The organism is Phyllobacterium sp. P30BS-XVII (genome assembly GCF_014138335.1).
Taxonomy (GTDB): Bacteria; Pseudomonadota; Alphaproteobacteria; order Rhizobiales; family Rhizobiaceae; genus Phyllobacterium; species Phyllobacterium meliloti.
Genome location: NZ_JACGXO010000003.1, coordinates 306,859 through 330,324, shown reverse-complemented (window position 1 = coordinate 330,324; position 23,466 = coordinate 306,859). Strand labels below are relative to the sequence as shown.

At 56.3% G+C, this 23,466-nt stretch carries 18 protein-coding genes; 11 read left to right on the top strand and 7 right to left on the bottom strand.

What is annotated here, in order from left to right; all coding sequences use genetic code 11:
* Positions 1–215 precede the first annotated feature (215 nt).
* The gene (locus FHW17_RS10815) at positions 216–656 is read right to left on the bottom strand and encodes a SufE family protein (protein WP_112527812.1); all 441 of its coding nucleotides are present in this window, start codon (positions 654–656) and stop codon (positions 216–218) included.
* 76 nt (positions 657–732) lie between these two features.
* Positions 733–1,260, bottom strand: coding sequence for a DUF5330 domain-containing protein (locus tag FHW17_RS10810; protein WP_182509819.1), 528 nt, complete (start codon positions 1,258–1,260; stop codon positions 733–735).
* Between the two features lie 316 nt (positions 1,261–1,576).
* Between FHW17_RS10810 and FHW17_RS25445 the strand changes: the two genes are divergently transcribed.
* From FHW17_RS25445 to FHW17_RS10795, 3 genes are read left to right on the top strand one after another with little or no spacing between them, the layout of a single operon-like run.
* Positions 1,577–3,376 (top strand): PAS domain-containing sensor histidine kinase, encoded by a 1,800-nt coding sequence (locus FHW17_RS25445; RefSeq protein WP_182509818.1) that lies wholly within the window; start codon positions 1,577–1,579, stop codon positions 3,374–3,376.
* Entirely contained in the window at positions 3,351–4,235 is an 885-nt protein-coding gene (locus FHW17_RS10800) for a peptidoglycan-binding protein (RefSeq protein WP_182509817.1), read from the top strand. Before FHW17_RS25445 ends, FHW17_RS10800 begins: the two co-directional genes overlap by 26 nt.
* 25 nt (positions 4,236–4,260) lie before the next feature.
* On the top strand, positions 4,261–4,608 hold the full coding sequence (locus FHW17_RS10795; protein WP_182509816.1) for a DUF1491 family protein: 348 nt from the start codon (positions 4,261–4,263) through the stop codon (positions 4,606–4,608).
* Positions 4,609–4,614: 6 nt separating this feature from the next.
* Here FHW17_RS10795 and FHW17_RS10790 read toward each other — a convergent pair whose 3' ends face one another.
* Positions 4,615–5,586 (bottom strand): DUF2336 domain-containing protein, encoded by a 972-nt coding sequence (locus tag FHW17_RS10790; RefSeq protein WP_182509815.1) that lies wholly within the window; start codon positions 5,584–5,586, stop codon positions 4,615–4,617.
* A 252-nt stretch (positions 5,587–5,838) separates the two neighbouring features.
* Here FHW17_RS10790 and FHW17_RS10785 point away from each other — a divergent pair, with 252 nt between their 5' ends.
* The 4 genes from FHW17_RS10785 (at position 5,839) to FHW17_RS10770 (ending at position 15,285) form a co-directional block, all read left to right on the top strand.
* Positions 5,839–6,033: a hypothetical protein gene (locus FHW17_RS10785; RefSeq protein WP_113096644.1), complete on the top strand. Its 195-nt coding sequence runs from the start codon at positions 5,839–5,841 to the stop codon at positions 6,031–6,033.
* A 373-nt stretch (positions 6,034–6,406) separates the two neighbouring features.
* Positions 6,407–8,947: an autotransporter domain-containing protein gene (locus tag FHW17_RS10780; RefSeq protein ID WP_182509814.1), complete on the top strand. Its 2,541-nt coding sequence runs from the start codon at positions 6,407–6,409 to the stop codon at positions 8,945–8,947.
* A 281-nt stretch (positions 8,948–9,228) separates the two neighbouring features.
* Positions 9,229–11,403 carry an autotransporter-associated beta strand repeat-containing protein gene (locus FHW17_RS10775; protein WP_182509813.1) on the top strand — a complete coding sequence of 725 codons (2,175 nt, stop codon included), beginning with the start codon at positions 9,229–9,231 and terminating at the stop codon, positions 11,401–11,403.
* A gap of 12 nt (positions 11,404–11,415) precedes the next feature.
* Positions 11,416–15,285, top strand: coding sequence for an autotransporter domain-containing protein (locus FHW17_RS10770; protein ID WP_182509812.1), 3,870 nt, complete (start codon positions 11,416–11,418; stop codon positions 15,283–15,285).
* A gap of 83 nt (positions 15,286–15,368) precedes the next feature.
* Here FHW17_RS10770 and FHW17_RS10765 read toward each other — a convergent pair whose 3' ends face one another.
* Positions 15,369–16,421 (bottom strand): YdcF family protein, encoded by a 1,053-nt coding sequence (locus tag FHW17_RS10765; protein WP_182509811.1) that lies wholly within the window; start codon positions 16,419–16,421, stop codon positions 15,369–15,371.
* Positions 16,422–16,586: 165 nt separating this feature from the next.
* Here FHW17_RS10765 and FHW17_RS10760 point away from each other — a divergent pair, with 165 nt between their 5' ends.
* On the top strand, positions 16,587–16,874 hold the full coding sequence (locus FHW17_RS10760; protein ID WP_112523313.1) for a YciI family protein: 288 nt from the start codon (positions 16,587–16,589) through the stop codon (positions 16,872–16,874).
* On the opposite strand, the gene FHW17_RS10755 is transcribed toward FHW17_RS10760, so the two are convergent.
* The 3 genes from FHW17_RS10755 to FHW17_RS10745 are packed head-to-tail and all read right to left on the bottom strand — an operon-like array spanning position 16,875 to position 20,214.
* Entirely contained in the window at positions 16,875–17,420 is a 546-nt protein-coding gene (locus FHW17_RS10755) for a DUF1254 domain-containing protein (protein ID WP_112523311.1), read from the bottom strand.
* Positions 17,413–17,997 (bottom strand): DUF1214 domain-containing protein, encoded by a 585-nt coding sequence (locus tag FHW17_RS10750; RefSeq protein WP_112523309.1) that lies wholly within the window; start codon positions 17,995–17,997, stop codon positions 17,413–17,415. Before FHW17_RS10750 ends, FHW17_RS10755 begins: the two co-directional genes overlap by 8 nt.
* Before the next feature lie 48 nt (positions 17,998–18,045).
* A complete protein-coding gene (locus FHW17_RS10745; protein WP_182509810.1) occupies positions 18,046–20,214 on the bottom strand; it encodes a penicillin-binding protein 1A in 2,169 nt (722 codons plus the stop codon).
* A 289-nt stretch (positions 20,215–20,503) separates the two neighbouring features.
* Here FHW17_RS10745 and FHW17_RS10740 point away from each other — a divergent pair, with 289 nt between their 5' ends.
* The 3 genes from FHW17_RS10740 (at position 20,504) to FHW17_RS10730 (ending at position 22,991) form a co-directional block, all read left to right on the top strand.
* Positions 20,504–21,133: a LysE family translocator gene (locus FHW17_RS10740; protein WP_112523337.1), complete on the top strand. Its 630-nt coding sequence runs from the start codon at positions 20,504–20,506 to the stop codon at positions 21,131–21,133.
* A 144-nt stretch (positions 21,134–21,277) separates the two neighbouring features.
* Complete coding sequence (locus tag FHW17_RS10735) at positions 21,278–21,772, top strand: hypothetical protein (RefSeq protein ID WP_182509809.1); 495 nt, start codon at positions 21,278–21,280, stop codon at positions 21,770–21,772.
* Positions 21,717–22,991: a terminase family protein gene (locus tag FHW17_RS10730; protein ID WP_182509980.1), complete on the top strand. Its 1,275-nt coding sequence runs from the start codon at positions 21,717–21,719 to the stop codon at positions 22,989–22,991. Before FHW17_RS10735 ends, FHW17_RS10730 begins: the two co-directional genes overlap by 56 nt.
* Positions 22,992–23,466 lie beyond the last annotated feature (475 nt).

The following is a 23,466-nucleotide window of genomic DNA, read 5'->3' as shown; positions in this document are numbered from 1 at the left end:
TGCCCTGTCGGGCATCTCCCCCACAAGGGGGGAGATCACATTCGCATGAACGCCTTTGCACAACCGGAACTGTTTCAGATTGTGCAAAGACGGTAACACAGCTGATCTCCCCCCTTGTGGGGGAGATGTCCGACAGGACAGAGGGGGGTGGAAACTTGCAGAAAAATCAGGCGTGGTGGTGCGCTCTCACGAACCATATCACCAGTCTTGTATCTTCAATGCTGTGTGGCGTGGGCTGACCCGAGGGAAGCCTGCGCCTCGCTGCGGATACGGCCAATCATGGAGCGTAATCCGTTGGAACGCTGGGGCGTGAGGTTTTCATTCAGGCCCAGTTTCTTCAGGATCGCTTCCGGATCGACGGCCAGGATTTCCGATGCCTTCTTGCCGGAATAGAGCACCATCATAATCGCCACGAGACCGCGCACGATATGCGCATCGGAATCACCGACAAATTCGATCACCGGGTCCGTGCCTTCGCTCAATGTGCTTTTCAGCCAGACCTGACTGACACAGCCATTGACCTTATGCTCCGCATCGCGGGCGGTGTCGGGATAAGGTTTCAGTTCGCGGCCAAGGTCAATGACATAGCGGTAGCGGTCTTCCCAATCGTCAAGAAAGTCAAAATCCGCGATAATGTCGTCAATTGTCTGTGCCATAAAACAAGTCTCTGCTGTGATTAGGCACATATAGTGACGGGAAGCCTCCACGTCACCGTTTTTCCTGTCGCAGGGCTTACTTCTTTACAATGGTGCCGGTGGTTTTGTTGTCGACGGCACCCGACTGTTCGCGCTGACGAATGGCGACGTCGAGAATTTCGCGCAGCGCCATCTCGCGCAGTTTTGCTTTGATCAGATCACTCTGGCTCGTCGAGGCTGCGATAGGTTTGGCTTCGGCGTCTCCATGTGCGGCAGCTACCGCCGCGTCAGCCTTGTTTGTCTTGCTGCCAAGCTGTGTGTCGAGATACTGATAGCCGACTTTGGCAACCTCGCCGGCACGAACGCCTGCATTGTTGAGCGCGGCCTTGCCCGTTTCGCAGGCATCTGGATTGCGTGTGCAGAACTGGCTGAGATCGCTGATCGTGGCGCGCGCAGCAAAGAAAGCCTCAAGCGGGCCGGGCTGTGGCGTCCCTTGCGGATTGTCTCTCGGCCCGCCGGGAATGAACAGCGAGATCAGCATCATCCAGAAGCAGAACTTGATCGCAAACCTGATCAGGAAGAACATTTCAAAATCCTCTGTCGATACCCAATTTGCTTTCGACATTGCCACACAGACGGCAAAAACCCGTTGCGACGCGGTTTTGCATTTGAGTGATCATAGAAACCAAGGATTAAGAAATCTTGGCGGCGAAATTGCCGCTTTCCCGATTCGACGGGCAAATGGGCGGCAACCCGAAACTCTTCATTTACCATGCATTGAAAAGCCCTCCCACATTCGCCCGAAACCGGTTGTGAGAGGCATCTGGTGCCCCGGTTTTATCCTTTCCTTAAAGCCTCGTCTGCGAAGGTTAACGGCGACATTGAAATGACCGTCAAGCATTTGGCCCCGGCTGGATCTTACGGATAGCAGGAAAAAACTGGTGCCGATTCATTCCGTCACACTGCCCAAGATTGCTGATGCCTTCAGGCGCCACTGCAAGCGCTGGGTGAGCACATCTGTTGCCGGCGCCGCCGAACGCGACAGGGACGCCCGCATGGCCGGTGCATTTCTGGTTATGCCTGTGTTGCTGGCGATTGCTCTTCTCACCAGCCATACATTGTTTAGTGAAGCCGGTGGCATGCTGAGCCTTGGCGTCGGGGTTTTTGCCCTGCCGATGATTTTCTGCGGCGCGCTTTCGCTTGTGCGCAACAGCACAATACTGGCTCTGGCTGCACTTGCATCCTATGGCGCTGCGATTGGTGTGATCGGTGGCACCGGACCATCAGCCAATCTTCTGCTCTGGATCATGGCTGCTGCTATCCCGCTTGAAGCCTGGTTTGTTTATCGCTCGCAGAAATCCCTTGTTACATCGGCAGCTATCGCCGCCACCGTGCTTGCGATCCTCTTCGGTGTGTCGATGTGGATGGGCGGCAATGTCACCCTGACAGCGTTTTCGCTGCTCGCTTCGCTTGGTTACGGCGCTTCATTGCTCGCCCGCACAGCCAGCGCGCTGGTTGCGCGTGGCCATGCAGCCCGCCGCGATGATCGGGTGGCCGATCTTGAAAATGCCATTGAAGGTGTAGTGATCGGCCTTGGCCGTGACGGCATGATCAATTCGCTTTCCTGCAAGGCGCAGGCGCATTTCGGCATGGCCCGCAGCCTTTTGATCGGCACGGCCTTGCTCGACCGTGTGCATATATCCGATCGCGTGCATTTCCTTTCCTTCCTGTCGGATTTGCGCGCCGGCGTGGCCGGAGCTTCCACGGAAGTAAAGTTGCGCTGTGTGGCTGCAAGCGCAGCGCATACGGTTCGCTTTGCCACTTACCGCCTGTCCGCCGTGCCGCACAGTCAGAGTGATGGTTTCGTGGTTGTGGCGTCGGATATTTCGAGCACCGTTGCTGACCGCTTCGCGCTGGAAGCAGCCCGCACGCAGGTAGAAACGGTCGAGATCACCAAGGGCCGCTTCCTTGCTTCTGTCAGCCATGAATTGCGCACGCCGCTGAATTCCATCATCGGTTTCTCCGACGTGCTGCTGCAGGAGATTTGCGGCAAGCTGCCGGATGCCCGCCAGCGCGAATATGTTGAGCTTGTACACCAATCAGGTACGCATCTGCTTTCCGTGGTCAATGCAATCCTCGACGTGTCGAAGATTGAGGCTGGAACCTATCCGATCATGGCCGAAAGCTTTGCCTTCAAGGATGCCGTGACCATGGTGCATGACATGATGGCGCATCAGGCCTCGCAGAAGAATGTCACCCTGTGTGATCGTGTGGGCAGGCATATCGGCGCCGTCGTTGCCGACCAGCGCGCCATTCAGCAGGTGCTGATCAATCTGGTGTCCAATGCGGTCAAGTTCACCGAAAGCGGTGGTGTAGTCACCATTGATGCGGGCATCCATGATGACATGCTGGCCTTTTCCGTCAGCGATACCGGTATCGGCATTGCCGAAGCCGATCTGCAGACGCTGGGCCAGCCATTCCGTCAGGTGCAGAATGACTATACCCGCAAGCACGAAGGCACCGGCCTCGGTCTTGCAACCGTCAAGGGCCTGATCGGCCTGCATGGCGGCCAGATGGATATTCGCAGCCGTCCCGGACAGGGCACGGTGGTCAATGTTCTCATTCCACTCGCCGGTCCGCGCATCGAGCCGGTTCCGTTTGAACCGGTCAATATTGTTGAGTTCAGAGCGGACAGCGACAGTGAGGGAGGTTCCCATGCGGAAGCCCGTAAATCGGCCTGACAGCAAAAAGCGCCGCGCCCCCAAGCGCGGCCGTATGGCCGCTATTGCCATTGGAATCGGCGGGCTGATTGCCCGCAATCCGACTATCACAGGGGGTGCAACAGCCTTTCTTGTAACCCTTGGTTTCATATCGGCCAATGCGCTGTGGTATCAGCCGCAGGGCCATGACGGAGTGTTCTTCCGCACCCGTCCGGAACTGGTGTTCAAGCCGATCAAGCATGACGGCACTGTATTCGGTACCCCGCAAAAGCAGAGTTCTGTTGACGCGCCCATACGAAAAGTCAATTCGGTGCCTGTGCCGCAGGCCAATCCTGATCCTGTAGCTGCGGCCATTAATGGCGACCCTGTTTTGGGACCCGGCGGTGATCCGGAAGTGGCGAAGATGCAGCAGAAATTGCTGGCGCTCGGCTTCTACAACGGTGCCGTGGACGGCCTTGCGGGCAAGGGAACCCGCGCCGCCATCGAGGCCTACCGCAAGGCATCGGCGGAAATGGGGATCGAGACCCAGCCCGCTGTCGGCAATGCCAGCGACACCACTGCCAGCATCGCCATACCGGCGGCCAAGCCTGATCATGGTCAGGAGAAGGCAACCGTTCAGACCGTCTCAGCCAGATCTGACGACAAGATGCCGGCAAATACGGCCGAGCAACCTGCAAGCAATCTTGCTCCGGCGGAGATCGTCCGTATTCAGGCTGGCCTGCGCGCCTTCGGCAATGACAAGGTGGAGATCAGCGGCAAGGTTGGTGCCAATACGAAGAACGCCATCAAGGAGTTCCAGACCCTGTTCAAGCTGCCGGTTACTGGCCAGCCGGATGCGAAACTATTTGCCAAAATGCAGGAAATCGGCCTGATCAACTGATCGGGGTGGTTACTGGAGAAGTGCAATGCGTCTGACATCGGAGTTCTGGGTTTCCGCACTGGTGCGCCGTATCAATGGCACGGGTGCTTTTGCCGCCCTCAGCAATAAAGGCGCGAGTGAAGCTGGCGCGATCTTCATCAAATTCCGAAATCCTGACGGCACCTATGACCTGTTCGGTCCGGCGCCGCAAATGGTCTATGACGAGGCAAAGCCGGATGAGCGACAGTTCACCCCGTTGAAATCATCCACTGCCGAAAGCGATGTCGACGCCGATCTGGAAAAGCAAAAGCGCTGGGATCGGGATTTGTGGATTATCGAGATTGAGGATTATCGCGGCGAGCGTAGCGAACTGTTTCCGCTCGCCAAGGACTGATTGCGATCAGGATACTTTGCGCGTTGATGACCCGGTGCCGCCACGCTCGAAATCCGCCGCCATTTCCCGCAATTTCTGCCGCAGCTTTTGCGAGTTTTCCTCGGTCTTCCAGCGATTGATGGTCGCCTGCGCCTTGTCCTGATCGATCTGCCGGTAGGATTGGACGAAGAGGCGCAGCGAGTGCAGATCCTTGTGTACGAGGCCGAAAAGCCCTGTCAGCACCAGATGCGCCGCTTCCGCTGATAGGCCCAGCGAGGCCAGCGCAATTGTCAGCTCCGCATTCAGGCTATGGCCGATGATACGCTCAGCCGTTTCATTGTCGAGATCGAGCGCCTTGGCGAATTCGCCACGGAAGAAGTGTGTTTGGTCGAGAAGTGCAGCATCAATCAAATGGTCCGCCAGCGCCTGATCCGTGGAAAGCCCGGCATCCGTATCGCGCATCAGGGCGCGCAGTGCCTCACGGGTTTCGCGCAGGCGCGGCGATTCTGTTTCCACACGGTCCAAAGGCTCTTCCTCTTGGCTGACGGGCAATCCGGTCTGCAGCGCCAGGGCGCGGTCAATGGCCGGGTCGTGAAAATGACGCAGGGTTTGCAGAAGCGCAGCATCCTCGATCTGCCGCCGCGCAATGGCGCGGGCATGGCCGATGCCTTTTTGCTGGATAAGGCCGATGAGATCAGCCGGTTTCAAAACCGGCGAGCGCAGCAGCAATGGCGCGGAAATATCCACATCATCCGCGGCAAGCGCGAGAATCAGACGTTTCGGCGCGTGGGGGATTTCGGAAAGGGCGGCGGCCGCATGACGGCGCACGCGCGGCGAGGCGAGGGCGAGAAGCGGAACGGCAAGATCCTCAAGCTGACGGGCATCGCTCTTTGCCGGTCTTGCGACGCAGCAGAAGGCGGTGATGGACGCGGTCAGGAGATCGTCAGCCTTGCTGCCGCCATTGCGGTCTTCAAGTGCCCGAAACTCAGGATACTTCACGAACACACTCCACTCGAACACTCAAGGACGCTATCAAACCATGGCTAAAATTAGCCACGAAGCGTTAGCAACCCGTTAACCATCGGGGTGTCTAATGAAATTATGCGCGAAATAAACGCGCGCGAGCTGATCGGGATTGATCAGCACCCCAAAGGGGTGGCGGGGCTGCCGCGTTATCAGCGCCCTGGCCAGATGGCAGCAGCATGAAGCGTTGCGTATCAAGGAGATCAACAGAGCAGACGGATGGATGAAATGGGTTTTGTCATCAGTTTTCCAAGCAGCGCCATGCGCCAGCGCATGGCAACCAAATCCGAACCGCGGACCGCACCCGCGCAGATCATGATTTTTCCGGGCGTGCGCTATGAGCGCGTTGCGAAGGACAATCGCACCCGTGACAAGGACAAGCCGGGCAGCCGGTTTTTTGATCCGACACCGCAACCAAGCTGAATGAGGTTCGCCCGCGCGATAGGGTTCGTCGGGGCGAAATTCCGACCAGATTTGCTTGCGCTATCCCGCCCGGTGATGACAGGCCCCGGTCATTTGATCTCGTTTGAATAGTACCGAGCGCTTTAAAAGCCCCGGTATTGCGCCAATCCTATACAGCGCATTGTCCCAATAATATTTCTAAGCATCTGTAAATAAACGAGAACCTCTCACAATCTTCTCGCGGCAACCATGACCGCAGGTTGTACTAGGTAGATTCACCGATTGCGCATTCACGGCAATTATCGTCTCTTTGAACTATAGTAGTACGCACGAATACCGATTGGCCTGTCGCCATCTTTTTTGAACAGCAACGAATATTAGGGACGATATTTCAATGTATTTTCACGCCAAAAGTGCGGGTGTATCCGCACGTCACAGCCTTACCGCAACCTTACGCAATCAGTTGTTGAAAAGCGCCTGCGCCGCATTGATCGTGACTGCGGGTTTCAGCGCCGCAAAGGCGCAGGAAATCCCATCATCGGATGCGGCAAATACGGGCAACGATGCGGAGCTGCAATCAATAGAAGTCGTTGAGCAAAATATGCTCATCGGGTCTCAACGTTCTGATGACACGGACGGCCCGGTGGCTCCCGGGGAAATGAAAATGTTTGAGAATGTCAGGTTCAGCGGCGGGCTCAAACTATTGGACGCCCCAAGTGGCAACATCACCGTGGAGGGCAACGGCCATGTGCTGGTAGACAATGGGGATATGCACGGTGATCTGACGCCGAACAATGGAGCTGCCTGGGTCGACGGGGAGACCGGCAATGTTGCGGTTGGGAAAGGCGCAATTTTGACTGTCGGCGAACAGGGCGAAACGCATGATCTGCTCGTGGATGGCGGCCATGCTTACATTTACGGTCTAAGCGGCGATACATTTGTCAACACTGGCGGGCTTTTGCATGTCAAGGATGAGGGCGAGATCGGCGCTCTGACCGTGAATAGCGGCGATGCCTTTGTCGATGGAAAGGCCGGGCACGTCTCAATCAGCGGCGGGCAGATGCGTGTTGGTGCCAAAGGGACGGTTGAAGATGTGGTGCTGCATCGCGGAAGCGCGCTCATTTATGGCACCAGCGGCGACATTCAGGTCCATGACGACACTCTATTGAGCGTTCATTCCAGCGGTGTGAGCGGCAATGTTACCGTTAATGGCGGCACAGCCTTCATTGGCGGAAACAGCCAGGATGTTACTGTCCACGCCGGCGGTTTGCTTCTGGGCAATGGCACGGTACACGATCTGACAGCGCATACCGGTGCCACGGTTGCTCCGGGAGATCCGGTCGGCACGCTGCATGTGACGGGTAATGCGACGTTTGACCGGGGCAGTCTTTTCGATGTCGAAATTGCTCCGGATAAAAGCCTTTCGGATCGTTTGGCCGTTGCGGGCGATGTCACACTTTCGGGCGGCCGCGTAAATCTGCGGTTTGCCGGTCAGGAAGCGCCCATGAGCGAGCAGCAGATGCAGGATTTGTTTCTCGGACACTATACGATTTTGACGTCGGACAAGCGCATCAACGGCGCTTTTGAAACCATCACCCCACAATATAATTATATCTCTCCATCCCTGACCTATGCCGCCGATGGCAGTGCCGTGGCTGTTGGCTTTGATTTGATTGATCCGGACACCGGCAAGCCATTGGAAGGGACGACGGATCAACAGCCGCAACCCGGCGGTCATCCGGATGGCGGCACAAAGCCTGAAACAGATCAGTCGAAAATGCAGCGTATTGAGGCAAAGGTTAAAAATATTGTTCTCGCAGATGCAACCTCACCCAACCAGAAGAGTGTAGGCGAAGCCATAAAGCAGCTTGACCTTGGCAATCCTCTGCTGGGCGCTGTGCTCTTTTCCAGCAAAAATGAGGTTTTGAACTATGATGCGCCGTCGGGTGATATTTATGCCTCGGTGCGCAGCGTTCTGGCCGAAGATGGCCGCTTTATCCGCGATGCGGCCAATAGCCGGATCAGGGCGGCATTCACCGATGCCTCAGGTTATCACGCCGCGCTGACGGAACGCACGGTCAAAGGCCCGGCGGTTGGGTTCAATTCGGCTGTTCCCACCACGGATATATGGGGCCATGCCTATGGTTCATGGGGCCATGCGCAGAGCGATGGCAATGCCGCTGCCTATAGCCGCAATATTGGTGGCATTGTCACCGGCGTGGATGGCAGGATTGGGGAAAAATGGCGGCTGGGTGTGCTGGCTGCCTATGGCAACACATCGCTGCATGGTGCCGGTTCGTCCGCCTCCGCCGATAGTTATCAGCTGGGTGTCTATGGCGGCACGAAAATGGACGCGCTGACCTTGAGCTTTGGCACCAGCTTTGCCCATCATGCCATCGATACCAACCGCAAACTCCGCTTTGGCCGCATGGCTGAAACCGACAGCGCATCCTACGCCGCCAATGCGCTGCAGGTCTTTGGCGAGGCCGCCTATCGCATTGATACACCTTATGTGATGTTCGAGCCTTTTGCTGGCGTGGCCTATACCCACCTGAAAGCCGATGATTTCAGGGAAACCGGTGGGGTTGCTGCCCTGTCAGGCGCGTCGGCCGCGACAGATCTGACCACGACCACCCTTGGGCTGCGCACCTCCTACAGCGTCGCTTTAAGCGAAAAGACCATGGTCACTGCCCGTGGCATGGCGGGCTGGAAACATGCTTTTGGCGATACGGCGCCCGATGCATCCATGGCCTTTGCAAGCGGCCGCGCCTTCTCGATCAAGGGGCTGGGCACGGCCCGCGATGCAGCGCTTATCGAAGCTGGCCTCGACTTTGACATCGGCAACGCCACCAGCATCGGTGTCAGCTATGCCGGCCAGTTTTCCGACCGGAACCACGACAATGCCCTCAAGGCTGATCTGACAGTCCGGTTCTAGGACCCATACTGAAATGCCGCCCGCCGGGGGAAACTCCGGCGGGTTTTTATGCGTGAAACAGGTTTTACCACCAGTTTACCGGGCAGTGTCCTCAGCCGGATATTCAGGGTCAAGAGGCGTTAGCCTTATGTCTTGTACGACTAAAATCCTATGCGGATATTCAATAAGTCATTGACGCATAACAATATATTTGATTTTAACGGTGGTATTAAAAATCATATTGATTCGTATTTCAACGGCCTTTGTTTTTCATCTGTCACCTATGTTGGGAACCATATTTTATGTCTTTTCACGCCAAAGCTGCGGCTGCTCCTGTGCGCCCAAATTCCCGTTGCCATTCCAGATTTCGCAACCATCTCCTGCGCGGCGTCTGTGTAGCGCTGCTGCTCACGGCTGCCTATTCCAGTGAGGGGGGAGAACCGGCGAAGGGCAAGATGTCGAGCTATCATGGGAATACATTCGCTAATATTAATGCAACCAAGCTAACCCCTAACAAGGTGGTACCGTCATTGATCGCTGACGACACAGCGAAAACCGCAAACGGAACCCACGACACTGGCAAAGTTAAGGGGGTTGCCGGAAGCGCGTTAATCGCCCGCAACAAGAAGGGCGTCATCACCAGTGCCGCGCCGCTGACAATCATCACTGGCGGTGACGACGCCACCGCGGTATGGGGTGAGAAGGGTGGAAAGATCACATTGTTCGAAGGCACCACGGTCAACACATCGGGAAAGGGTGCAAGGGCGCTTCTCTCATCGGGCGCCCTGTCGCACATTTCGGGGAAGAAGCTCACCATTTTAACCAAGGGAGACGAAGCAGCCGGGGCTACGGCGCAAGATGGAGGCTCGGTTGAGCTGACCGGCGGAAAGCTGACCACAAAAGGCAAGGGTGCTTTCGGTCTGATGTCCTTGGGTAAAGACAGCACGGTGACGGCTAATAATGTCGAGCTGTCAACAAGCGGTGCCGAAGCACATGGTGCAATAGTATCGGATGGCAGCAAGCTAACGATCACCGGCGGTTCAGTCACTGCGTTAGGCGACAAGGCTGCGGCGTTGCATGCGCTATCTTCTAGCAAGGTGATGAATACCAGCACTGCCACCATCACCAATGCGACGCTGCGATCAGACAAAGGCGTCGGCATTACTGTAACGGACGCTAGTGTAATCTTGAAGGCGGATCTCAGCGGATCAACGATCAGTGGGGCGAGCGGGCTGTTGAGTGTTAAAGATGGCGGCACTCTCAATCTGACGGCCGACGCTGCCTCCAAGCTAACAGGCACAGCGGTGGTGGATGCCAAATCCTTCGCCAATCTCACTCTGCAAAACAATGCGGTGTGGAACATAACAGGCGATTCCAGCCTGACGTCATTCACCTTGGATGGCGGAACGCTGCGATATGAGGCGGCCTCGGCATTGCAGACAGCCAAGCCGCTTGACCTCAAGGAGCGCGGTGCCACCATCGACACCCAAAATCTTGATGTCCTTCTCTCGACAAAACTCTCAGGCGCTGGCGGGCTGACCAAAACAGGAGACGGAAAACTGATCCTTGATGCGCAAAGCGGTGATTATAAAGGACAGACAAAAGTGGCGGCCGGAACATTGGCGGTCAATGGTCAGCTGGGTGGTGTTGTAACCGTTCAGGACAAAGCAAAACTCGGCGGCTCCGGCAGGGTTGGCAGTCTGATCGTCGAGAAGGGCGGTACAGCAGCGCCGGGCAATGCCGTTGGTACGCTGCAAGCAGGTGATGCAACTTTTAAACAGGGCAGTATCTTTGACGTGGAAATCACGAAAGATAAATCCCGTACGGACCAAATCGCCGTGGACGGAGAGGCGCATCTTTTGGGCGGTATCGTGAATGTCCGTCTGGAAGGCGACAAGGCACTCCTGACAAAGGAAACGGTCGAGAGCCTGTTCAAGAAGAACTATGTCATTCTGACAGCAGGCAAGATGACCGGGAAATTCGACGACGTTTTTCCTCACTATAACTATATCAGCCCGTCGCTTGCCTATACGGATAAGGCAGTGGTTCTGGGCTTTGATCTGACACCTGCTGCCAAGACCGAAGCAGAACAAAAATTGGTCAAAGAGCAGCAAGAATTGGCTGCTAAGCAAAAGCTGGACAGCGACAAAATCAAGGCTAGTGACAACCCTGTCAAGACCGGTGAGAACCCGATCAAAACCAGTGAGAATTCGGTGAAGACGGGCGAAGGCCAGCAGCCGCAACCGGCTAGCGATAAGCAGCCGAAACCGGTCGTGGATAAGGATCAGCAGCCGAAACCGGCTAGCGATAAGCAGCCGCCGTCGGTCGTGGATAAGGATCAGCAGCCGCAACCGGCTAGCGATAAGCAGCCGAAACCGGTCGTGGATAAGGATCAGCAGCCGAAACCGGCTAGCGATAAGCAGCCGCCGTCGATTGTGGCTAACGGTCAGCAGCCGCAACCGGCTAGCGATAAGTAGCCGAAACCGGTCGTGGATAAGGATCAGCAGCCGAAACCGGCTAGCGATAAGCAGCCACCATCGGTCGTGGATAAGGATCAGCAGCCGAAACCGGCTAGCGATAAGCAGCCGCCGTCGGTTGTGGCTAACGGTCAGCAGCCGCAACCGGCTAGCGATAAGCAGCCGAAACCGGTCGTGGATAAGGATCAGCAGCCGAAACCGGCTAGCGATAAGCAGCCACCATCGGTTGTGGCTAACGGTCAGCAGCCGCAACCGGCTAACGATAAGCAGCCGAAACCGGTCGTGGATAAGGTCCAACTCCCGTCAGTCAACGTGATTGCCGACGGCAAGACGCAAATCGCAAGCGGAACCTACAACACTGGCAAAACCGATGGGGGAGCGGGAAGCGCGTTGATTGCCAGCAACAAGGAGGGTGTCATCACCAGTGCCGCGCCGCTGAAGATCATCACTGGCGGCAACGACGCCACCGCGGTATGGGCTGCGAAGGGTGGAAGGATCACATTATCCGAAGGCACCACGGTCAATACATCGGGAAACAATGCAAGAGCGCTTCTTTCATGGGATCCCCGGTCGAGCATTTCGGGGGAAAATCTTACAATTTTAACCAAGGGAGAGACCGCAGATGGCGCTAAGGCCAGTGGTGAAGGGTTGGTTAAGCTGACCGGAGGAACTGTAACGACAACAGGCAGGCAAGCTGACGGTCTTGTTTCCTTTGAGAAAGGCAGCCAAATAACGGCCGAGGGTGCCGAGATTTTCACCAAGGGAGACGAAGCAGTCGGGGTTATGGCGGAGAAGGGTGGCTCGATTACACTGACAGGCGGAAAGGTCGTGACGTCAGGCAAGCAGGCTGACGGGGTGCTGGCTCTGGACGGTGGAACGATCAATTTACTCGAAGGCACCACGGTGGAAGCATCGGGACCTTACGCAAGAGCGCTTTCCTCATTTGGTTCCCAATCGCACATTTCGGGGAAGAATCTCAGCCTTTCAACCAAAGGAGACCAAGTAAACGGCGCTCAGGCGCAAGAGGGGGGGGTGGTTGAGCTGACTGGCGGAAAGGTCACGACAACAGGCCGTTATGCTCACGGTCTGCTTTCCTCTGGTAAAGACAGCCGGTTAACCGCCAATGGTGTCGAGACTTCAACCAGCGGTGTCGATACATATGGTGTGGCAGTGAGTGAATGCGGCGAGCTAACAATAATCGGCGGCTCAATCACTGTATCAGGCGACCGGTCTGCGGCATTGTTTTCGCAATCTTTTGCCGACATGAGCAATCCCAATATTGCCACGATCACCAATGCAAAGCTGCGGTCGGACAAAGGCGTCGGTATTGTCGTAAAGGACATTGGTACAACCCTGACGGCACATCTCACCGGATCAACGGTCAGCGGCGCGAGCGGGCTGTTGAGTGTTAAAGATGGCGGCATTCTCGATCTGACGGCCGACGCTGCCTCCAAGCTAACAGGCACAGCGGTGGTGGATGCCAAATCCTTCGCCAATCTCATTCTGAAAAACAATGCGGTGTGGAACATAACAGGCGATTCCAACCTGACGTCACTCACTTTTGATGGCGGAACGCTGCGATATGAGGCGGCCTCGGCATTGCAGATAACCGATCCGCTTGACCTCAAGGAGCGCGGTGCCACCATCGACACCCAAAATCTTGATGTCCTTCTCTCGACAAAACTCTCAGGCGCTGGCGGGCTGACCAAAACAGGAGACGGAAAACTGATCCTTGATGCGCAAAGCGGTGATTATAAAGGACAGACAAAAGTGGCGGCCGGAACACTGGCGGTCAATGGTCAGCTGGGCGGTGTCGTAACCGTTCAGGACAAAGCAAAACTGGGTGGCTCCGGCAGGGTTGGCAGTCTGATCGTCGAGAAGGGCGGTACAGCAGCGCCGGGCAATTCCGTTGGTACGCTGCAAGCAGGCGATGCAATTTTTAAACAGGGCAGTATCTTTGACGTGGAAATCACGAAAGATAAATCCCGTACGGACCAAATCGCCGTGGACGGAGAGGCGCATCTTTTGGGCGGTATCGTGAATGTCCGTCTGGAAGGCGACAAGGCACTCCTGACAAAGGAAACGGTCGAGAGCCTGTTCAAGAAGAACTATGTCATTCTGACAGCAGGCAAGATGACCGGGAAATTCGACGACGTTTTTCCTCACTATAACTATATCAGCCCGTCGCTTGCCTATACGGATAAGGCAGTGGTTCTGGGCTTTGATCTGGTGCCGCCAGTGTCAAAACCAGTTGATGAAGCAAAGCCACCCGTGGCCAACGTGCCTGCTCAGCCAGTACAAGCACCTGCCGAGCAACCAAAGCCAACGGTCGTGGTTACGCCAAAGCCAGTTGATGCACCAAAGCCACCCGTGGCAAACGTACCTGTTCAGCCAGTACCGGCATTTGCCGAGCAACCAAAGCCACCGGTCGTGGTTGCGCCAAAGCCAGTTGATGCACCAAAGCCACCCGTGGCCAACGTGCCTGCTCAGCCAGTACCGGCACCTGCCGAGCAGCCAAAGCCACCGGTGGTGGTTGCGTCAACGCCAGTTGATGCACCAAAGCCACCCGTGGCAAACGTACCTGCTCAGCCAGTACAAGCACCGGTCGAACAGCCGAAGGTTGTGGCACCGGTCGCAACCGCGGTGCAGCCAGTAGATCAGCGCAAAGCCGAGGAAGAGGCCGACCGCCTGAAAACAGCACTTTTGAAAGAACGGGTGAAAAATCTCGCTCTCGTCGATACCGTGACGAATAACCAGAAGAGTGTGGGGGCTGCAATCAAGACGTTTGATCTCGGCAACCCGCTTCTGAACACGGTTCTCTTCTCAAAAGTTGGCGAGAAGATAGATTATGATGCTCTGGGCGGCGATATTCACGCCTCGCTCAGAGGGGCTTTGGCCAAGGACAGCCAGTTTGTGCGTGATGCGGCAAGCGACCGTATCCGTGCCGCCTTTGGTGATGCCACAGGCAGCAAGGCAGCGCCAACTCTGCCATATGGTCCTGAAACAAAACGGGGCAATGCGGTCGCAGGTGAAGCCTTTGCCGCCGTTGAACCTGCCGCGTCAACCACTGCGCTCTGGGGCACAGCCTATGGTTCGCGGAACCATGCGGGCAGTGATGGCAATGCCGCTGGTTTCAGCCGCAACACTGGCGGGCTCATCACCGGTCTTGATGGCGTTCTTGCCGAAACATGGCGCTTTGGTCTGCTTGCGGGCTATGGCAATACATCGCTGAATGCAGATCGCAGTCACGCTTCTGTCGATACCTATCAGGTCGGTGTCTATGGCGGCACGAAAGTGGATGCGCTGACATTGAGCTTCGGTACCAGCTTTGCCCATCATGAGATCAGCACGCGGCGCAAGGTTGCTTTCGGTTCCATCGCCGAGACGGACAAAGCCGAGTACGCCGCCAACACGGTGCAGGTCTTTGGCGAGGCTGCCTATCGCATTGATACACCCTATGCGGCACTCGAACCCTTTGCCGCTGCCGCCTATACCCACCTCAAAGCCAATGATTTTGCCGAACTTGGCGGTATCACGGCTCTGTCTGGCCTATCCGGCACAACGGACCTCACAACAACGACCTTGGGTGTCAGGGCCTCGCACAGCTTCGTCTTGAGCGGGACGACTGTGCTCACCGCCCGGGGCATGGCGGGTTGGCGCCACGCCTATGGTGATCGGGCTCCCGATGTTTCGGTGGCACTTGCCGGTGCTGATGGCATGTTGGTTGCGGGTCTGCCATTGGCACAGGACACAGCGCTTGCCGAAGCTGGCCTTTCCTTTGATATCGGCAAAGCCACAACCATCGGTGTCACCTATACGGGTCAGTTCTCGCAACAAGCTCACGACAATGCCCTCAAGGCTGATCTGACAGTCCGGTTCTAAGGACAGGCACAAAACAAACCCGCCGGGGGAAACTCCGGCGGGTATCCTTCAAACAGTCAGGCATTTTTCCATGTTTGCGGAATTTATTGCTGCAGACCGGGATAGGCCCAAAGCCCCGAGACGCGCATCAGATCGCGATAGATCACCAGCCGCTCATCCGCTGAAACCTTTGCCGCTTCCTCCAGTGTCGGTGCATCAAGCGCCACGACAGGCGTAACATTGGCGCCAATATCATATTGCTTCAGCACATCTTCCAGCAGCGTGCGGGCGCGGCGCATATGGCTGGAACTCGTCACCAGAATAACGCTGTCAGCCGTATGACGCTTCAGGAGATTGGCGACATTGAGCACATTACCGACCGTATCCTTGGATTTGTCCTCAATGAGAATGCGATCGCGGTCAACACCCTTTTCCACCAGCCATTTGGTCATGAGATCGCCCTCGGTGACACCGGCCTGCGGCTGGCCGCCTGTGACCATGATGCGGGCCGTCGGGTTCGCCTGCGCGGCTTTCAGCGTTACATCCAAACGGTCAAGCAACGGCTTTTCCATTGTGCCGTCCTTGGCCAGTGCATAGCCAAGCGCCACGATCATAACCTTGCCCTTGAGTGCAGGAATATCCGCATTGGGTTTTTCCGCAATGATCTGTTCGGCGCGCACAAAACGCTGGCGGTAGGCTTCCGCCTTGTCACGGTCGAGCCCTGAAAGCGCCTGATGGGCGAGGGCCGCTCCCGTCTCGTCATTGCCAATACGGGCGAGTGCTTCGATCCACGCCTGCGCATCGAAGGAGGTGGGGTCCTTTGCCAGAATGTCCTCATAGGTGGCTCGGGCTTCGGTGACTTTCTTTTGCAGGATTTGCGAGGAGGCCACGGCAAAACGGAAATTCATCTGTTCGGGCGCAAGTTTCGAAGCTTCGGCGAAGGATTGCTCCACCACATCATAGCGGCCATGCAGGGTGATACCCTTGAAAATCTCCGCTTCCGCCTTTTTGACGTCGCCGCCACTCCAGTAATATTGCATGCCAGTATCGACCAAAGTCTTGATACGCTCGGCATTTTGCGGATCAAAGGCGAGGGCAGGCAGTGCGACCGTAAGGGCGAGAAGGACGGCAGTTCCGGCAATGATCAGACGTTTCATGAGAGCTTTCTTTGCAGCGTTGAATGTTTTTTCTACGGATAGGTTAACCGGCGAAATGGTTTTTGCAATCGGCGAAAATCGGATGTTTTTTGAAATTGTGCTGTTCTGTTCATCCTCTAGCACCCCTATATGAAATCCGTACTACAATCCCCCGGAGTCCTCCCCATGTACGTTGTCTCGCTGAATTACGTCGCCCCGCTTGAAGAGCTTGATGCGGTTATCGATGGGCATATCGCCTTTCTCGACCGTCACTATGCATCAGGGACATTTCTGGCATCGGGCCGCAAAGTGCCGCGCACCGGGGGCGTCATCCTCGCCAGAAGCGAGAGCGAAGAAGCCTTACGCGCGATTCTTGCCGAAGATCCGTTCTGGCAGAAGAAACTGGCGACCTATGATATCCAGCAATTCGTGGCGACCAAAGTGCAGAAGGGGCTGGAAGGTCTGCTCGACTGATCAGAGCAGCGGCGAACAGTTGGCGCTTTTCAGAAAAGCGTCAACCTGCGCTTTCCACGACTGATCAGGCACAAAGCCGCGCACCACGACAAAACCCTCATCCATATCCGCTTCGATCAGCACCGAATTGGCTGCTGAAACGGGCTTGGTTTTGTTAAGCTCGATCATCTGCAAGGGTCGTGCGACCACAAGATCGAGCTGATCGGCAATGGCGGTGCGGTCGTTGATTGAATAAATATTCTCGCCCTGCCGGTTATAAACCGAAATCGACCAGTAAGGCGCCGTGCCAACACCGGTGATATGGGCGGGAAGATCGGTGATGTCGAAGCGGCAGGCCACCGCCTCAAACAGCGGATCGAGCGCGAGCGGCACTGTTTCCTGCGTGGCTTGCCGCACCACCGGGTGAAATGCCCAGTCCTCGCCATAATCAGATATGCGTGACCACGCATTCCGATCGGAATAATAGGGCACGAGCAGCACCACGGCGACATGGACAAGACCGGCGCCAACGAGGCCAAACAGCAGGGCGCGGAGGAATTTACCCATCACAGCCTACCTTTTTGACCATTGGGAAGGTCATATCGACCAGACCGGAATTGCTGCCGACGGGGGTATCGTAAAGCGTCATAACCAGCACCATGCGGCCGTCGCCTGTGGTGGCAAGCCAATTGCCTGTTTGTGCCTTCGGCGAGACGTTGACGACGAACTTGCCGCTTTCACTGCGGAAAATCTGGCGCGAGTGCAGGGCTGGCAACCGGTCCGCACCCGGATCAAGCGGGATAAGCGCCAGATCGGCAGTATAGAGCGTCCAGAAACGAGAATTGGGGCTGTTGCCATCAATAATGTAGGTGCATCGGCGGTTGAGAGCCTGACCCTGATCATCACGATAGGCATAAAAGGCAAGCCCTTCCGCACTGCCCAGCGGAAATGCCCCCTCGCGCGCTGCCCGCGCCTTGGCGTAGGGGTCAGACTGCGGTGTACCCGCATCGGGATAGCCGGTCCATTGGCCAACGGTCAGCGTGCCGAAGCCGTCGAAGCGGTTGACGGCATACCACGCGCTCAGCGTTCCGCCGCCAACGGCAATCACAAGGGCAATGAGGACGAGGAGCACATTTCGAAGCATGGAGTCAGGACTACACGGGAGCGCTGGTCATAAGCAAGCACTGCGCGATCAAAGCGCAGAGACTTTCGCTGGCAGGACGGGCAGTTTCAGTTCGGGTGCTTCCTTCAGGGCCTGACCGATTTCACGTAAGGAGGTAACGGTCGCATTGGACAAAACCCGCGGACGCTCCTGCGCTTTGAGGGCATCAACATCGTCACCCGTTGCCGGTTTGGCTGCGGCCACCTTCTCCTGTTTCGGCATGGTGGGATCGATACCCGGAATGGCCTTCAGATCAATATTCTGATGTGCATAATTCATGAAGCGCTGCCATGTCATGGCGGGCAGGATGCCGCCGGTCAATTCCTTGGTCGGCGTGAAATTATCATTGCCGAACCAGACGGCGGCGGTGTAGTTGCCGGTAAAGCCGACGAACCAGGCATCGCGATAGCTCTGCGTGGTGCCGGTCTTGCCCGCCACGCGCGTCATTGGCAGGGCCGCGCGCCGTCCGGTGCCCCATTCGGGCACCTGCGACAGCATGATGTTCATATTGAATGCAGCCTTTTCCGTAAGGGCGCGATGCGGCGCATCACCATCAGTCTTCCAGTCCCAGAGAACCTTGCCGTTCTGGTCGCTCATCTGGGTGAAGGCATGGCGCATACCGGCAATGCCGCCGGTGGCAAACACATTATAGCCCGTTGCCTGATCCATGACGGTCATGCCTGACGTGCCGAGCACCATGGTCTTGTGCGAACTGATCACCGATTCCACGCCCATGGCCTTGGCCAGCGCTACGATCGGCGCGGTTGTCAGATAATCCTTGGCGAGACGTACTGGAACCGTGTTGATCGATTTGACCAGTGCGGTCGTCAGATCGATCTGCCCGAGATATTGACGGGAATAGTTTTGTGGCGACCAGTTGCCCCACGAAACAGCACCGCCTGAAATCATGGTCTTGGGCGTCATGCCCTTTTCCATGGCCGCAGCATAGACGTAGGGCTTGAATGAGGAACCCGCCTGACGCAACGCTGCCGTGGCGCGGTTGAACTGGCTTTCGCCATAGTCGCGGCCACCAACGATTGCCCGCACCGCGCCGTTGTTCTCCAGCACCACGACGGCCGCCTGCGTGACTTTATATTCCTTGCCGAACTGGCGCAGATGATATTCAGCCGATTCCTCGGCGGCTTTCTGGATGCCCGTATCAAGCGTCGTGCGCACCACCAGAGTATGGGAGGGCAGTTTCTGGCCAACGCGGCGCACTTCATCAAACGCCCAGTCGAGGAAATAATCGGGGCTTTCGGACCGGCCGCGATCCACAACCGTTGCGGGATTTCGCCGGGCACCGACAACCTGTCCTTCGGTCATCAGTCCGCCCTGCACAAGATTGCTCAGCACCACATTGGCGCGCGCGCGGGCAGCAGGCAGGTTGACGTGCGGTGCATATTTCGCCGGCGCCTTGAACAGGCCTGCGAGCATGGCGGCTTCAGCCAGATTCACATCCTTGATGCTCTTGCCGAAATAGAATTCCGAGGCCGCCGCAATGCCGAACGTTCCGCCGCCCATATAGGCGCGATCGAGATAGGTCTGCAGGATTTCCTTTTTGGAAAGGTTGGATTCCAGCCACAGCGCCAGAAAAGCTTCCTTGATCTTGCGATCAATGCTGCGCTCATTGGTCAGGAACAGGTTTTTCGCCAGCTGCTGCGTGATGGTGGAACCACCCTGAACCACGGAATTGGCACGCAGATTTTCCGTCATGGCGCGGGAAAGGCCAAGAAAATCAATGCCAAAATGGTCAAAGAAGCGGCGGTCTTCCGTCGCAAGAACAGCCTTGATGACATGATCAGGCAATTCATCGATGGGCACGGCGCTGCGATGCAGGATGCCGCGCTGGCCGATTTCGTTGCCGTAGCGATCAAGAAAGGTAATGGCAAAATCGTCGCGCGTGCGCCAGTTCTTTTCGGTGTCGTGGAAGGCAGGAATGGCAAGCGTCAGCATCACCACGGAACCGGCGGTGCCCCAGGTAAAACCTTCGCTGAGAACCTCCACGACCGCGCGCCGCCAGCCTGAGACGTGGAAGCGGCGGAAGAAGATGGTTGTATCTTCCCAGAATTCGGCAAGGCGGAAACGCAACTCGTAGAGCGACGAATCAATCCACGCATCAAGTCCAAGCAGTGGCGAGACCTTGAATCGCTTGCGTTTGTTCTTGGCCAGAGTGTCTTTGGCCTGAGGCTCGTTCATCATGCCAATCTCTTGTCTGCCTGTCGTCAGCCACGTCTTCCCGCGAAGATATGGTGTAGCCGATTACGCTTAACAGCTTCTTATGATGACCGTTATAACGCAGGGCAGTCCGTTTCATTCCTTCCCATCATCAGGAAAAATCTAACTCTTTTTATTGGCATGCCACAAGGGGTAGGGGGATTCGCACCAAGATTTGATGGGTTTCGGGCTTTCGAAAATTCCGCCGAAAATTCCACTTGCAATTGTTTCGCGGCGATGGATTGCTGTGTTTTTAGGTTGGGAGAAAACAAGCATGTCTATTGAACATTGGCTGGCATTCGTCGCGGCATCGGCAATCCTTCTGGCGATTCCCGGACCAACCATTCTGCTTGTTATTTCCTATGCGCTTGGCCATGGCCGTCGCTTTGCCGCTGCAACCGTTGCGGGTGTGGCGCTGGGCGATTTTACTGCTATGACCGCCTCCATGCTCGGCCTTGGTGCGCTGCTTGCTACCTCTGCGGCCATCTTCACTGTACTCAAATGGATCGGTGCAGCCTATTTGATTTATCTCGGTATCAAACTCTGGCGTGCTCCAGTTACCGATACCGCTACGAGTGATACTCCGGAGAGGAACGAAAGTGCGCTGCGTATTTTTCTGCATACCTATGTGGTGACAGCGCTGAACCCGAAAAGCATCATCTTCTTCGTGGCCTTCCTGCCGCAGTTTCTCGACACGACACGTCCGGTTTTTACCCAGATGGCGATCTTTGAAACGACATTCCTTGTGCTCGCTACACTCAATGCTGGTACCTACGCGCTGATGGCATCCATGGCGCGTCAGACGATCCGCAAGCCAAAGGTCCAGCGCATCGTCAATCGCACCGGCGGTTCACTGATGATTGGGGCGGGTCTGCTGGCACTGGGCTGGAAGAAAGCCGCCTGACCATTCAAAGTACAAAAGAAAATAATCATATTTAGGAAAATAGTCCTTGACTGCGTAACGGGACTCCTGTAGGTTCTGGTTATCGTCAGAAATGTGTCCGGAAAATTCAACCCGAGAACGAACTGACATCCTCAAGGATTATCCATGACAATGATGACGCGCGGGGAGCAATCGCTCTGTCGACGGCATGCCTATGATCTCTGCCGGCATTACGGAATATCAGCTGATGAAATGGCACCGGTCTTTGGGGTTAGTAAAACGGCGCTTGAGCAACTGGTCGTCGACGATGGGCTGACGCTGCAATATCTCGAAAGTCAAAATAGTGAATTTGCCCTTATTCGCGATCTCATGGAGCTTTTGCGCAAGGAGTTGGACCAGTTGCAACTGGGGGATGAAACGGCCTCAGCCAAAACGCGACTGGATGCCTTGGCGCAACTGGCACGGACCATGGACCGGCTCAGTGAAATGCAGCAGAAGCGGACCGAACAGCAACGCTCTATCGTAATGTTCGGTCCGGATGAACTGCGGGAAGCGCTGGTTCGCATTGATGGAAGAATCCATGAACTTGCCCTATGCCGAGCGGATGAACTGGTGTGCCAACAATCTCAGCCCCGTGCAGATACAGGCCTTGACCAATGAATGGATATTTCAGGGGCGGGCGAGCCAACAGCCACCATATCATGACTGGCGTACCTGGCTGATCCTTGGCGGGCGCGGTTCCGGCAAGACACGTGCCGGAGCCGAGTGGGTGAACAGCATTGTGCATGGATTTCCGCCGTTTAAACCGCCAGCCGCGCTCAACATCGCACTGGTTGGTGAAACCCTTGCGGATGTGCGCGAAGTCATGATTGACGGACCGTCCGGCATCATGGCGGTGTCTAGGACTGACCGCCCGCGCTTTGAGGCAACGCGCCGACGGCTTGTCTGGGCCAATGGCGCAACGGCGGCAATGTTTTCATCCGAAGATCCGGATAGTTTGCGCGGACCGCAATTTGGTGCGGCTTGGTGTGATGAGTTGGGCAAGTGGAAACATGCGCAGGAAACCTGGGACATGCTGCAATTTGGTTTGCGGCTGGGCGAAAATCCGAAGCAGATTGTAACAACAACACCAAAGCCGATCGCCTTGCTAAAGGCTTTGATGAACGACAGTGCTGTTTTGGTGAGCCGGATGCGCACCGCCGAGAATAATGCCAATCTGGCCCAGAGCTTTCTTGCACATATGGGCAAGCTCTATGGTGGAACGCGGCTGGGACGACAGGAGCTTGATGGCGAACTGATTGAGGAGCGCCGTGATGCCCTGTGGTCGCGGTCAATGATGGAAGAGATTTATCGTGCCGACGTCCCGGAAATGCAGAGGATTGTCGTCACTATCGATCCGCCAGCCAGCGCAACGCGAAAGTCCGACGCTTGCGGGATCGTTGCTGCAGGGGTTGATGCGGAAGGTATAGGCTGGATACTCGCCGATGAGAGTTTCGCTCCCGCCAAACCTATTCAATGGGCCAAACGTTCCATCCAGCTGTTCTACAGGCTGGAGGCCGATCTGATCGTGGCTGAGATAAACCAGGGCGGCGATATGGTTGCCGCTGTAATCGCTGCTGAGGATAACACTGTGCCAGTTCGCGGCGTGCGTGCTAATCGCGGCAAAGCGCTGCGGGCTGAACCCATCGCCGCATTGTATGAACAGGATAGGATCAGGCACGCTGGCCGCTTTCCGGCACTGGAGGATGAGATGTGCGATTTCACCCATGCAGGGTTATCAAACGGGCGTTCGCCGGATCGTGTGGATGCATTGGTCTGGGCTCTGAGCGAACTGATGCTGAAAAAAGACATCAGTCCGCGTATTCGCGTGATGGACTAAACCTCGGGTTGCTTGGAAAAGTGGAGAGATTATTGTATGGTCTTGGAGTGGGATGCGAGCTTTCGCCCGCACCCCTTTTCCTAGTGTATGAAATTGACCCGGATTACGAGGTACCAGCTCGTCCGGTCTTTTTCATTTCCAGGGTGATGCTAAGTGGTAGATACCACATCATTCACCTCCAAGTGTGAGAGCAAGGCCATTGCTGTGGTCGGGAGGCCTATCGTCCCGATACACCGGCTGGCTCGACGTGTACTGCTTTCGCTCTCAAAACTCGTTCTGGTTCACCATTTTGCCGGGTTTTTCGAACAGGACCACGAATGCAGAGTTGCAATTGCGTTCGTTCTGGCGGAACTGGGTTGTCTCGAGATCGGGGAATTCAACCCGTTGAATGGAGCGTCCACTCTGGGTTGCTTGGAAAGACCGGGAAATTATTGTAAGGTCTTGGAGTGGGACGCGAGCTTTCGCCCGCGCCCCG